General features: G+C 41.6%; 13 protein-coding genes. 11 read left to right on the forward strand and 2 right to left on the reverse strand.

From position 1 onward, the window contains the following. Positions 1-212 precede the first annotated feature (212 nt). Positions 213-1775 carry a glutamine-hydrolyzing GMP synthase gene (gene guaA, locus ATE34_RS03005; RefSeq protein WP_084911039.1) on the reverse strand — a complete coding sequence of 521 codons (1563 nt, stop codon included), beginning with the start codon at positions 1773-1775 and terminating at the stop codon, positions 213-215. 140 nt (positions 1776-1915) lie between these two features. On the opposite strand from guaA, the gene ATE34_RS03010 reads away from it, so the two are divergent. The 11 genes from ATE34_RS03010 to ATE34_RS03060 all read left to right on the forward strand — a co-directional run bounded on the left by ATE34_RS03010 (position 1916) and on the right by ATE34_RS03060 (position 10923). Continuing rightward, positions 1916-2614: a GntR family transcriptional regulator gene (locus ATE34_RS03010; protein ID WP_084911040.1), complete on the forward strand. Its 699-nt coding sequence runs from the start codon at positions 1916-1918 to the stop codon at positions 2612-2614. Positions 2615-2750: 136 nt separating this feature from the next. Beyond that, positions 2751-4037: a peptidase U32 family protein gene (locus tag ATE34_RS03015; RefSeq protein WP_084911041.1), complete on the forward strand. Its 1287-nt coding sequence runs from the start codon at positions 2751-2753 to the stop codon at positions 4035-4037. A gap of 14 nt (positions 4038-4051) precedes the next feature. Next, positions 4052-4363 (forward strand): CHY zinc finger protein, encoded by a 312-nt coding sequence (locus tag ATE34_RS03020; RefSeq protein ID WP_080566831.1) that lies wholly within the window; start codon positions 4052-4054, stop codon positions 4361-4363. A gap of 231 nt (positions 4364-4594) precedes the next feature. Then, positions 4595-4795, forward strand: coding sequence for a F0F1 ATP synthase subunit C (locus tag ATE34_RS03025; protein WP_001054552.1), 201 nt, complete (start codon positions 4595-4597; stop codon positions 4793-4795). A 34-nt stretch (positions 4796-4829) separates the two neighbouring features. Then, the gene (gene atpB, locus ATE34_RS03030; RefSeq protein ID WP_000392856.1) at positions 4830-5543 is read left to right on the forward strand and encodes a F0F1 ATP synthase subunit A; all 714 of its coding nucleotides are present in this window, start codon (positions 4830-4832) and stop codon (positions 5541-5543) included. A 13-nt stretch (positions 5544-5556) separates the two neighbouring features. After that, the gene (atpF, locus tag ATE34_RS03035) at positions 5557-6051 is read left to right on the forward strand and encodes a F0F1 ATP synthase subunit B (RefSeq protein ID WP_000558540.1); all 495 of its coding nucleotides are present in this window, start codon (positions 5557-5559) and stop codon (positions 6049-6051) included. Further along, complete coding sequence (locus ATE34_RS03040; protein WP_000358981.1) at positions 6051-6587, forward strand: F0F1 ATP synthase subunit delta; 537 nt, start codon at positions 6051-6053, stop codon at positions 6585-6587. The genes atpF and ATE34_RS03040 overlap by 1 nt, the downstream gene beginning before the upstream one ends. A gap of 14 nt (positions 6588-6601) precedes the next feature. Then, on the forward strand, positions 6602-8107 hold the full coding sequence (gene atpA / locus ATE34_RS03045) for a F0F1 ATP synthase subunit alpha (protein WP_000996624.1): 1506 nt from the start codon (positions 6602-6604) through the stop codon (positions 8105-8107). 15 nt (positions 8108-8122) lie between these two features. Continuing rightward, positions 8123-9001, forward strand: coding sequence for a F0F1 ATP synthase subunit gamma (locus tag ATE34_RS03050; protein ID WP_000301231.1), 879 nt, complete (start codon positions 8123-8125; stop codon positions 8999-9001). A gap of 85 nt (positions 9002-9086) precedes the next feature. Continuing rightward, positions 9087-10493, forward strand: coding sequence for a F0F1 ATP synthase subunit beta (gene atpD / locus ATE34_RS03055; protein WP_000094371.1), 1407 nt, complete (start codon positions 9087-9089; stop codon positions 10491-10493). Between the two features lie 10 nt (positions 10494-10503). Continuing rightward, complete coding sequence (locus ATE34_RS03060) at positions 10504-10923, forward strand: F0F1 ATP synthase subunit epsilon (RefSeq protein WP_000940837.1); 420 nt, start codon at positions 10504-10506, stop codon at positions 10921-10923. A gap of 43 nt (positions 10924-10966) precedes the next feature. Here ATE34_RS03060 and ATE34_RS03065 read toward each other — a convergent pair whose 3' ends face one another. Further along, on the reverse strand, positions 10967-11980 hold the full coding sequence (locus ATE34_RS03065) for a lactonase family protein (protein ID WP_084911042.1): 1014 nt from the start codon (positions 11978-11980) through the stop codon (positions 10967-10969). Positions 11981-11990: the final 10 nt, after the last annotated feature.

Below are 11990 nucleotides of genomic sequence, written 5' to 3' on the forward strand. Positions count from 1 at the left end.
TAACACTTACGGATGATGTAAGAAATCTTTATCGCTGACTTTTATAGTCAGGTTATTGGACTTATGCTTACTATATTATAGCATGGTTTCAGGGATTTAAAAAGAGGAGTGGAAAGTTGAGAACGTTCTTTCTTTCAAAATTTACGATTTTAAAAATGTGAAAGAAAAAGTCCTAGAAACAAACATTTCTAGGGCTTTTTAACTTACTAACTCTACTCCCACTCAACGGTTGCAGGTGGTTTACTTGTAATATCGTAGACGATACGGTTAACGTGGTCGACTTCATTAACGATACGAACAGAGATTCTTTGAAGGACTTCCCAAGGAATTTTCGCGAAATCAGCTGTCATACCATCGATAGAAGTGATGGCGCGGATGGCAATGGTGTAGTCGTAAGTACGACCATCACCCATTACACCGACTGAACGAACGCCTGTGTTGACAGTGAAGTACTGCCAGATATCACGGTCAAGTCCTGCTTTAGCGATTTCTTCACGAAGGATTGCGTCTGATTCACGGACTGTTTCAAGTTTTTCCTCAGTGATCTCACCCATAACACGGATCGCAAGACCTGGTCCTGGGAATGGTTGGCGCCATACGATCTGGTCTGGCATACCAAGCTCTGTACCGAGGGCACGGACTTCGTCTTTATAAAGAGTGTTCAATGGTTCAATCAATTCAAATTGCATGTCTTCTGGAAGACCACCAACGTTGTGGTGCGATTTGATGGTTTGAGCAGTATCTGTACCAGACTCAATCACGTCAGTGTAAAGTGTTCCTTGGGCAAGGAATTTTACATCTTTGAGCTTGCTTGCTTCGTCATCAAATACATAAACAAACTCGTTACCGATGATTTTCCGTTTTTGCTCTGGATCAGATACGCCTGAAAGTTTATCAAGGAAACGTTTAGCAGCATCTGCTTTGACGATATTCAAACCAAACTTACCACCAAGCATCTCCATAACTTGGTCTGCTTCCCCTTTACGGAGAAGACCGTGGTCTACAAAGATACAGATCAATTGATCACCGATTGCTTTTTGAAGAAGAACACCGACGACAGAAGAGTCAACACCACCAGATAGACCGAGAAGGACACGTTTATCACCGACTGTCTCACGGATTTTTTTAATCTGCATCTCGATGAAGTTATCCATTGACCAGTCACCCTTGGCCTTACAGATGTTAAGGGCAAAGTTACGAAGGATATCATTTCCGTATACAGAATGGCGCACTTCCGGGTGGAATTGGATACCATAGATGTGCTTGTCAGGGTTTTCAATAGCTGCATAAGGACAGTCAGCAGAAGTACCAGTACGAACAAAGTCAGCAGGAATCTCAGTAACCGCATCACCATGGCTCATCAAAACAATCTGTTCTTCTGGTGTACCTTCAAAGAGGGCAGAAGGAGTGTGAGTAAGTGGAGATTGCCCATACTCGCGGTTTCCAGCATCACCTGCAGGAACAACCTTACCTCCAAGTTTATGCGTCAATAACTGCATACCATAACAGATTCCCAAAATTGGAATACCAAGTTCAAAAATTTCTGGATCAATATCAAATGAACCCTCTTCATAAACAGAATTTGGTCCACCTGAGAGAATGATCCCTACAGGGTTAATGGCACGAACCTCTGCAGCTGAGATTTTATGGCTTTTTAACTCTGAAAAAACACCAATTTCACGGATACGGCGTGAAATTAGCTGGTTGTATTGGCTACCATAGTCTAGTACGATGATTTTTTCGACATCTTGCAAATCAGTTGAAATGTTGCTCATCTTTTTCCTTTCTCAAAAGAAATATCTTTTTCAATATTTTATCATAAATGAGAGCGAATTACCAACTAAACAAGGCAAAGTTTGACTTTTCCTAATTAAATACGGTACAATAGAGAAAATAAAGAAAAGAAGTGAAAAGCATGTTACCAGCTTATATGAAAATCCACGATCAGATAAAAAAAGATATTGACGAGCATTGTTGGATGATAGGAGAAAGGCTTCCAAGTGAACGGGATCTTGCAGACCAGTTTCAAGTTAGCCGGATGACCTTGCGACAAGCCATCTCTCTCTTGGTTGAGGAGGGAGTTTTGGAGCGTCGTGTAGGAAGCGGAACCTTTGTTTCTAGCACTCGAGTTCAAGAAAAAATGCGTGGAACCACTAGTTTTACGGAGATTGTCAAAGCTCAAGGGAAAGTTCCTTCTAGTCAGTTGATTTCCTATAGGAGAACCATTCCCAACGAGCAGGAAGTGGCAAAGCTAGGTATTTCACCAACTGAAAATATCATCCGTATGGAACGAGTGCGTTACGCTGATCAAGTTCCGCTTGTTTATGAAGTGGCTTCGATTCCAGAAAAGTTTATTAAGAATTTTAAAAAAGAAGAAGTAACCAGTCATTTCTTTCAGACCTTGCAGCAGCATGGCTACCGGATTGGCAAATCCCAACAGACTATTTATGCGAGATTGGCTAAAGAAAAGATTGCTCATTACTTAGAAGTTGAAAAAGGGCATGCCATTTTAGCCTTGACTCAGGTTTCCTATCTCGATGATGGGACAGCTTTTGAATATGTCAAGAGTCAGTATGTGGGTGAACGTTTTGAATTTTATCTTGAAAACAACTAGTCTCAGAAGACTAGTTTTTCGTTTCTAAGAAGATTAGAATTGTCAAAACAATTTGCCTAGGCTTGATTTTATTCATTATTTACTATAAAATGAGAAGGAAAAACGTCAAACTTTTATATTGCAAATAGGAGAAAAAATGACAAAAACATTAAAACGTCCTGAGGTTTTATCACCTGCAGGAACTTTAGAAAAGCTGAAAGTAGCTGTTCAATATGGTGCAGATGCTGTCTTTATCGGTGGACAAGCCTATGGTCTTCGAAGCCGTGCGGGAAACTTCACCTTTGAACAGATGGAAGAAGGTGTGCAGTTCGCTGCCAAGTATGGTGCCAAGGTCTATGTAGCTGCCAACATGGTTATGCACGAAGGAAACGAAGCTGGGGCTGGCGAGTGGTTCCGTAAGTTGCGAGACATTGGGATTGCGGCAGTTATCGTGTCAGATCCGGCCTTGATCATGATTGCAGCAACTGAAGCGCCAGGTCTTGAAATTCACCTCTCTACTCAAGCCAGTGCGACGAACTATGAAACGCTTGAGTTCTGGAAAGAACTAGGATTGACACGTGTGGTTTTGGCCCGTGAGGTTTCAATGGAAGAATTGGCAGAAATTCGCAAACGTACAGATGTAGAAATTGAAGCCTTTGTCCATGGAGCCATGTGTATTTCCTACTCAGGACGCTGCACTCTCTCAAACCACATGAGTATGCGTGATGCCAACCGTGGGGGCTGTTCTCAGTCTTGCCGTTGGAAATACGACCTTTACGACATGCCTTTTGGTCAAGAACGTAAGAGTCTTAAAGGTGAAATTCCAGAAGAATTTTCAATGTCAGCCGTTGACATGTCCATGATTGACCATATTCCAGATATGATTGAAAATGGTGTAGATAGTCTAAAAATCGAAGGTCGTATGAAGTCTATTCACTATGTTTCAACAGTAACAAACTGCTACAAGGCAGCTGTGGATGCTTATCTCGAAAGCCCTGAAAAGTTTGAATCCATCAAACAGGACTTGGTGGACGAGATGTGGAAGGTTGCCCAGCGTGAATTAGCGACAGGATTCTACTATGGTACACCATCTGAGAATGAGCAGTTATTTGGTGCTCGCCGTAAGATTCCTGAGTATAAGTTTGTCGCTGAGGTGGTTTCTTATGATGATGCAACCCAGACAGCAACCATTCGTCAACGGAATGTTATCAATGAAGGAGATCAAGTTGAGTTTTATGGACCAGGTTTCCGTCATTTTGAAACCTATATCGAAAATCTTCACGATTCTAAAGGCAATAAAATCGACCGTGCTCCAAATCCAATGGAACTCTTGACCATTAAGGTTCCTCAACCTGTGCAAGCTGGGGATATGGTTCGAGCTCTCAAAGAAGGTCTTATCAATCTCTATAAGGAAGACGGGACAAGTGTCACAGTTCGTGCCTAGATAAGGAAAAGTGAATGATTCAAGTGCAAGGATTGTTGGTAGATAATGAAAGCAGATGTGTTCACTATCATGGTGAAAAGGATATTATTTCCCTCCAGTGCTATGAGTGTAAAAAATACTATGCTTGCTATCAGTGCCACAATGCTATAGAAACGCATTTGTTTTCACCTTACCCCTTGACGCTTGCGGAGGATCGACCGATTTTATGTGGGGCTTGTATGAGGACAATAACATTTCAAGAATATCAAAAACAAATAGCCTGCCCTTATTGCAAATCTCCATTTAATCCAGGGTGTAAACAACACTATTCCTACTATTTCAAATAAAATGAATCTATCCAAGTTCTAAACTTGGATTTTTCAATTTATTTCGGAAAATATAGAGAAAGTGGAAACACATTTCATCATAAAATGAGAAACTTATCTATACAGTGGTATAAAAATAGCAAAAATAAAAATAAATCATCTGAAACGCTTCCAACGTAAGTAAAAAGTTGACAAAAACAAATTTTAGGACTAAACTAAGTAAGTAAATTTTAAATAAAAGGAGAATTCATCATGAATTTAACATTTTTCGGTCTATGTCTTGCCTGTATGGGTGTATCTCTTGCAGAAGGATTTTTGATGAACGGTTTGTTCAAGTCTGCAGCACGCCAACCAGACATCATCCCACAATTGCGTAGTTTGATGATCATGGGGATTGCCTTTATCGAAGGAACATTCTTTGTAACTCTCGTATTTTCATTTATCATCAAATAAAGAGAAGTATAAAATGGAAAAGGGAGGATTCTAGATGGAAGAAAGTATCAATCCAACCATCAATATTGGTCCTGTTACCTTTGATTTAACCTTGACAGCATTGACTTTGTTGTCTGTGGCACTGATTTTTGGCTTTATCTATTGGGCAAGTCGTAATATGACTGTGAAACCCAAAGGAAAGCAAAATGTACTAGAGTATCTCTATGACTTTGTAGTCGGATTTACAGAACCCAACGTAGGTTCTCGGTACATGAAAGATTACTCACTCTTTTACTTGTGTTTATTTCTTTTTATGGTTATCGCAAACAATCTTGGTTTGATGGCGAAACTTCAAACTACAGATGGGACAAACCTTTGGACATCGCCAACTGCAAATCTCCAGTTTGACTTGGCTTTGTCATTTGGAATTATCCTGATGACCCATATAGAAGGAATTCGTCGCCGTGGTGTTAAAAAGTATCTGAAAGGCTTTGTAACCCCAGGTTTTATGACACCGATGAATCTCCTTGAAGAAGTCACGAATTTCCTATCACTTGCTTTGCGGGTGTTCGGGAATATCTTTGCCGGAGAAGTGATGGCAAGCTTGCTTATTACTCTTTCTCATCAGGCTCTTTATTGGTATCCAGTCGCATTTGTTACCAATCTTGTCTGGACGGCATTCTCTGTGTTTATTTCCTGTGTTCAGGCCTATGTATTCACAGTCTTGTCTTCAATGTATCTAGGAAATAAAATTAATGATGAAGAGTAGAAAGGAGTAAATGATGCACGTAACAGTAGGTGAATTGATTGGTAACTTTATTTTAATTGCTGGCTCTTTTATCCTTTTGATCGTCTTAGTCAAAAAATACGCATGGTCAAACTTGACAAGTGTCTTCGAAGAACGCGCCGAAAAGATTGCTGCTGATATTGATGGTGCTGAACAAGCTCGTCAAAAAGCAGAAACTCTTGCTCAAAAGCGTGAAGATGAATTAGCAGGAAGCCGTAGCGAAGCTAAAACTATCATCGAGAATGCTAAGGAGACAGCTGAAAAGAGCAAATCAGATATTCTGGCTGAAGCTAAGCTAGAAGCTGGTCGCTTGAAAGAAAAAGCTAACCAAGAAATTGCGCAAAACAAAGCTGAGGCTTTACAAAGCGTTAAAGGTGAGGTAGCAGATTTGACAGTTAGTTTAGCTGGAAAAATCATCTCACAAAACCTTGACAGTCATGCCCATAAGGAACTCATTGATCAGTATATCGATCAGCTAGGAGAAGCCTAATGGACAAGAAAACAGCAAAGGTAATTGAAAAATACAGCATGCCTTTTGTCCAATTAGTGATTGAAAAAGGAGAAGAGGACCGGATTTTTTCAGACTTGGATCAAATCAAGCAAGTCGCAGAAGAAGCGGGCTTACCCTCTTTTTTAGCTCAGGTGGCAGTTGATGAGTCAGATAAGGAAAAAACAGTTCGTTTCTTTCAAGACTCTGTGTCACCTTTAATGCAAAACTTTATTCAAGTTCTGGTTTACAATCACAGAGCAAATCTTTTTTATGAAGTAATTGCAGATTGTTTGAATCGCCTTGAAAAAGAGACCAATCGTTTTGTTGTCACGATTTCTTCAGCCCATCCTTTAACAGATGAACAGAAGGAACGTCTGCTCCCATTGATAGAGAAAAAAATGTCTCTGAAAGTGCGGAGCGTCAAAGAACAAATTGATGAAGGACTCATTGGTGGTTTTGTCATTTTTGCTAATCACAAGACAATTGACGTGAGTATTAAACAACAACTTCGAGTTGTTAAAGAAAATTTGAAATAGAAAGTGGTGTTCTTTTGGCAATTAACGCACAAGAAATCAGCGCTTTAATTAAGCAACAAATTGAAAATTTCAAACCCAATTTTGATGTATCTGAAACAGGTGTTGTAACCTATATCGGGGACGGAATTGCGCGTGCTCACGGCCTTGAAAATGCCATGAGTGGGGAGCTGTTGATTTTTGAAAACGGCTCTTATGGGATGGCGCAGAACTTGGAGTCAACAGACGTTGGGATTATCATCCTAGGTGACTTTACAGATATTCGTGAAGGCGATACCATTCGCCGTACAGGTAAAATCATGGAAGTTCCTGTTGGTGAGAGCCTTATTGGACGTGTTGTGGATCCACTTGGTCGTCCAGTTGACGGTCTTGGAGAAATCCATACTGATAAGTCTCGTCCAGTAGAAGCGCCGGCTCCTGGCGTTATGCAACGTAAGTCTGTATCAGAACCATTGCAAACAGGTTTGAAAGCTATTGATGCCCTTGTTCCGATTGGTCGTGGTCAACGTGAGTTGATTATCGGTGACCGTCAGACAGGGAAAACAACCATCGCTATTGATGCTATTTTGAACCAAAAAGGTCAAGATATGATCTGTATCTATGTAGCGATTGGGCAAAAAGAGTCAACTGTTCGTACGCAAGTTGAAACACTTCGTCAGTACGGTGCCTTGGACTACACAATCGTTGTGACAGCTTCTGCTTCACAACCTTCTCCATTGCTCTTCCTAGCTCCTTATGCTGGGGTTGCTATGGCAGAAGAGTTTATGTACCAAGGGAAGCATGTTTTGATCGTTTATGATGATCTTTCAAAACAAGCGGTCGCTTATCGTGAACTCTCTCTCTTGCTTCGTCGTCCACCAGGTCGTGAAGCCTTCCCTGGGGATGTTTTCTACCTTCATAGCCGTTTGCTTGAGCGTTCAGCTAAGGTTTCTGATGAACTTGGTGGTGGTTCAATCACAGCTCTACCATTTATCGAGACACAAGCAGGAGATATCTCTGCTTATATCGCAACCAACGTGATTTCAATCACAGATGGTCAAATCTTCCTTGGCGATGGTCTCTTCAATGCGGGTATTCGTCCAGCTATCGATGCGGGTTCATCTGTATCCCGTGTAGGTGGTTCTGCACAAATCAAAGCTATGAAGAAGGTTGCTGGTACACTTCGTATCGACCTTGCTTCATATCGTGAGTTGGAAGCCTTCACTAAGTTTGGTTCTGATTTGGATGCGGCTACTCAAGCTAAGTTAAATCGTGGACGTCGTACCGTTGAAGTTCTGAAACAACCAGTTCATAAACCATTACCTGTTGAGAAACAAGTAACCATTCTTTATGCTTTGACACATGGTTTCTTGGATACGATTCCTGTAGATGACATTGTTCGTTTTGAGGAAGAGTTTCATGATTTCTTTGATGCACAACATCCAGAGATTTTGGAAACTATTCGTGAAACAAAAGACTTGCCAGAAGAAGCAGTCTTGGATGCTGCGATTACAGAGTTTCTCAATCAATCCAGCTTCCAATAAGAATAGAGGTGTCAAATGGCAGTATCTCTAAATGATATTAAAACAAAAATCGCCTCAACAAAAAATACTAGTCAAATCACCAATGCCATGCAAATGGTATCGGCTGCCAAGTTAGGTCGCTCTGAAGAAGCAGCACGCAACTTTCAAGTTTATGCTCAGAAGGTTCGTAAGCTTTTGACGGATATTCTGCATGGTAACGGATCTGGTGGTTCTACCAATCCGATGCTCATTAGTCGCCCAGTTAAGAAAACAGGCTATATCGTTATTACTTCAGACCGTGGCTTGGTTGGAGGTTATAATGCTTCCATCCTTAAAGCTGTGATGGAGCTGAAAGAAGAATACCATCCAGATGGTACAGGTTTTGAGATAATCTGTATTGGTGGTATGGGAGCTGATTTCTTTAAGGCTCGTGGCATTCAACCAATCTATGAACTACGTGGCTTGGCTGACCAACCAAGTTTTGATGAAGTTCGTAAAATTATTTCAAAAACGATTGAAATGTATCAAAATGAACTTTTTGATGAATTATACGTCTGCTACAATCATCATGTCAATACTCTCACAAGTCAAATGCGTGTGGAACAAATGCTGCCGATTGTTGACTTAGATCCAAATGAAGCGGATGAAGAGTATAGCTTGACATTTGAGTTGGAAACGAGTCGTGATGAGATTCTAGAGCAGTTGTTACCTCAGTTTGCAGAAAGTATGATATACGGGGCTATCATCGATGCCAAGACAGCTGAGAATGCTGCAGGTATGACAGCCATGCAAACGGCGACTGATAATGCCAAGAAAGTCATCAATGATTTGACAATCCAGTATAACCGTGCCAGACAGGCGGCGATTACACAAGAAATTACAGAAATTGTAGCGGGGGCTAGTGCCTTAGAATAAGGCTTTGCCTCCCTCATATCAAAATGAACTTAGGCCCTAGGTGAACTAGGAACCGACAGTATCTTATATAGAATAGGAGAAGGAGATGAGTTCAGGTAAAATTGCTCAGGTTATTGGACCCGTTGTCGACGTCTTGTTCGCAGCAGGGGAAACACTTCCTGAGATTAATAATGCACTTGTCGTCTACAAAAATGACGAAAGAAAAACAAAAATCGTCCTTGAAGTAGCCTTGGAGTTGGGTGATGGTATGGTTCGTACGATCGCCATGGAATCAACAGATGGTTTGACTCGTGGAATGGAAGTTTTGGACACAGGCCGTCCAATCTCTGTGCCAGTAGGTAAAGAAACTTTGGGACGTGTCTTCAATGTTTTGGGAGATACCATTGACTTGGATGCTCCTTTCGCTGAAGACGCTGAGCGTCAGCCGATTCATAAGAAAGCTCCAACTTTTGATGAATTGTCTACTTCATCTGAAATCTTGGAAACAGGGATCAAGGTTATCGACCTTCTTGCCCCTTACCTAAAAGGTGGTAAAGTTGGACTTTTCGGTGGTGCCGGAGTTGGTAAAACCGTCTTGATTCAAGAATTGATTCACAATATTGCCCAAGAACACGGTGGTATTTCAGTATTTACCGGTGTTGGGGAACGTACTCGTGAAGGGAACGACCTTTACTGGGAAATGAAGGAATCAGGTGTTATCGAGAAAACAGCCATGGTATTTGGTCAGATGAATGAACCACCTGGAGCACGTATGCGTGTTGCCCTTACTGGCTTGACAATCGCTGAATACTTCCGTGATGTAGAAGGCCAAGATGTGCTTCTCTTTATCGATAATATCTTCCGTTTTACTCAAGCTGGTTCAGAAGTATCTGCCCTTTTGGGTCGGATGCCTTCAGCCGTTGGTTACCAACCAACCCTTGCTACGGAAATGGGTCAATTGCAAGAGCGTATCACTTCAACTAAGAAGGGTTCTGTAACTTCTATCCAGGCTATCTATGTGCCAGCGGATGACTATACTGACCCTGCGCCAGCAACGGCCTTCGCTCACTTGGATTCAACAACTAACTTGGAACGTAAGTTGGTACAGTTGGGGATTTACCCAGCCGTTGACCCACTTGCTTCAAGCTCTCGTGCCTTGGCACCTGAGATTGTTGGTGAGGAGCACTATGCAGTTGCTGCTGAAGTCAAGCGTGTCCTTCAACGTTACCATGAATTGCAAGATATCATTGCTATCCTTGGTATGGATGAACTCTCTGATGAAGAAAAGACTTTGGTTGCTCGTGCCCGTCGTATCCAGTTCTTCTTGTCTCAAAACTTCAACGTTGCCGAACAATTTACTGGTCAACCTGGTTCTTATGTACCAGTAGCGGAAACAGTTCGCGGCTTTAAGGAAATCCTTGAAGGAAAACATGATCATCTACCAGAAGATGCCTTCCGTGGTGTTGGTTCAATCGAAGATGTGATTGCAAAAGCTGAGAAAATGGGATTTTAAGAGGTGATCTATGGCTCATTTAACTGTCCAGATCGTGACACCAGATGGCCTCGTCTATGATCACCATGCCAGCTTTGTATCGGTACGAACTCTGGATGGTGAGATGGGGATCTTGCCACGACATGAAAATATGATTGCGGTTTTAGCGGTTGATGAAGTAAAGGTAAAACGAATTGATGACGATACTCATGTGAACTGGATTGCAGTGAACGGAGGAATTATCGAGATTGCCAATGACATCATTACTATTGTAGCAGACTCAGCAGAACGTGCTCGTGATATCGATATTAGCCGTGCCCAACGTGCTAAACTTCGTGCTGAACGTGAGATTGAAGAAGCACAAGATAAACACTTGATTGACCAAGAACGGCGAGCTAAGGTTGCTTTGCAACGTGCCATTAACCGTATCAATGTCGGAAATAAATTATAAAATAAAAATGAACTTGCTTAAGCAAGTTCATTTTTATTTTACATTAATGTTTAAATGTGATGCAAACGGCTTCGGGAACTCGGAAATCGTTAGAAAGCTCAGCTAATCGACCAGTTTTAGGATTACGTTTAAAGACGGTTGCATTATCTGAATCTTGGTGAACTGCAATTAGAAATTCTTGGTCAGGAGTTAGGTCGAAATCACGTGGTGTTTTACCATGACTTGGAACAATCTCTAATAATTCCAAACTACCATCAGCTAGGATGCTAAATACAGCAATGGAATCATGACCTCGGTTGGATGCATAGAGGTATTTGCCGTCTTTTGAAAGACGAATGGCAGCAGTAGCATTAAATTCCTCATATCCATCTGGCAAAGTCGAAATGACTTGCATGCGTTCAAATTCACCAACACCATCGTAAATCAATACTTCAATGGTACTGTTGAGTTCACAGATGAGGTAGGCAATCTTATAATGATGATGGAAAACGATGTGGCGAGCACCTGCTCCAGCTTGGCTGTTATAAGTGTAGAGTTTACTTAGTTTTCCCTCTGGGCTAACATCGTAAGTCGTTACTTCATCCGTTCCTAGATCACATGTGACGAGATACTGGTCAGGTGTTAGATCCGTAAAGTGTACATGTGGGGAAGATTGGTTTTCATGAGGACCTTGTCCGCTATGCTGATCTAGATCTGTTTGGATGAGGCTACCATCCGATTGACGTTTATAAACTAGAACTTGACCTTTATGATAGTTGGCCCCATAAACGAAACCACGTTTTTCATCTACTGCCACATAACAATGAGGAGCGCCTTCTTCCACCACATGATTTAACAAAGTGCCGTCGGTCTTGTAAGCAGCGATTCCACCCAAGCCATCCTGGCTCCCTACGGTGTATAAGTGTTGCTGTTGGTCAAAGGCAAGGTAGGTCGGACTTGGTTCAGCAGCAAAGAGTTCAAGATTTGCAAGCTGGCCTGTTTCTGTATTAAAATCAGCTTTGTAAATCCCTTTAGATAAGCGACGAGTGTAAGTTCCAAAATAAACAGTTTCTTTCATGTCCATACCT

Source organism: Streptococcus oralis subsp. tigurinus, from assembly GCF_002093545.1.
Lineage (GTDB): Bacteria > Bacillota > Bacilli > Lactobacillales > Streptococcaceae > Streptococcus > Streptococcus oralis_C.

What these genes read in the sequence shown, in the direction of transcription:
- guaA (WP_084911039.1), bottom strand. Translation starts at nt 1,775, where the DNA reads ATGAGCAACATTTCAACTGATTTGCAAGATGTCGAAAAAATCATCGTA.
- ATE34_RS03010 (WP_084911040.1), top strand. Translation starts at nt 1,916, where the DNA reads ATGTTACCAGCTTATATGAAAATCCACGATCAGATAAAAAAAGATATT.
- ATE34_RS03015 (WP_084911041.1), top strand. Translation starts at nt 2,751, where the DNA reads ATGACAAAAACATTAAAACGTCCTGAGGTTTTATCACCTGCAGGAACT.
- ATE34_RS03020 (WP_080566831.1), top strand. Translation starts at nt 4,052, where the DNA reads ATGATTCAAGTGCAAGGATTGTTGGTAGATAATGAAAGCAGATGTGTT.
- ATE34_RS03025 (WP_001054552.1), top strand. Translation starts at nt 4,595, where the DNA reads ATGAATTTAACATTTTTCGGTCTATGTCTTGCCTGTATGGGTGTATCT.
- atpB (WP_000392856.1), top strand. Translation starts at nt 4,830, where the DNA reads ATGGAAGAAAGTATCAATCCAACCATCAATATTGGTCCTGTTACCTTT.
- atpF (WP_000558540.1), top strand. Translation starts at nt 5,557, where the DNA reads ATGCACGTAACAGTAGGTGAATTGATTGGTAACTTTATTTTAATTGCT.
- ATE34_RS03040 (WP_000358981.1), top strand. Translation starts at nt 6,051, where the DNA reads ATGGACAAGAAAACAGCAAAGGTAATTGAAAAATACAGCATGCCTTTT.
- ATE34_RS03050 (WP_000301231.1), top strand. Translation starts at nt 8,123, where the DNA reads ATGGCAGTATCTCTAAATGATATTAAAACAAAAATCGCCTCAACAAAA.
- atpD (WP_000094371.1), top strand. Translation starts at nt 9,087, where the DNA reads ATGAGTTCAGGTAAAATTGCTCAGGTTATTGGACCCGTTGTCGACGTC.
- ATE34_RS03060 (WP_000940837.1), top strand. Translation starts at nt 10,504, where the DNA reads ATGGCTCATTTAACTGTCCAGATCGTGACACCAGATGGCCTCGTCTAT.
- ATE34_RS03065 (WP_084911042.1), bottom strand. Translation starts at nt 11,980, where the DNA reads ATGAAAGAAACTGTTTATTTTGGAACTTACACTCGTCGCTTATCTAAA.